Source organism: Neglectibacter sp. X4, assembly GCF_009917365.1.
Classification (GTDB): Bacteria; Bacillota; Clostridia; order Oscillospirales; family Acutalibacteraceae; genus Acutalibacter.
In genome coordinates, this window is record NZ_QWLE01000188.1 from 1 (window position 1) to 310 (window position 310).

Sequence of the window (310 nt, forward strand, 5' to 3'; positions counted from 1 at the left end):
GTAAAAGGAGTTAAGTGTATCAAGGGAGCTGTTATAGGAGTCATTGACGATGAGGACATCGGTTCCAGCTGGGATTTTGGAAATTTTTTTGAGCGCTTCACGCTCCGGACTTCTGGTGATTTTGATGATTTTGTTGAAATCTCTGATGTAGGCGGAGGCCTGCTGGTAAATGTATTCGTCAATGGCAAGAAAAGCATCGGCGTGGAGTTTCTGTCCATCTGCCAAATCGTTTAAGTAGCAGTTGGTGAATACGATATGTTCGCCAAAGATGTCCTCCAGATTATTTTTGATAAACTTGATAGCCTCTGAG

General features: G+C 42.9%; 1 protein-coding gene. It reads left to right on the forward strand.

The features are described from left to right. On the forward strand, positions 1-234 hold a 234-nt coding region (locus D1841_RS17585), incomplete at its 5' end, for a hypothetical protein (protein ID WP_166554332.1). Positions 235-310 lie beyond the last annotated feature (76 nt).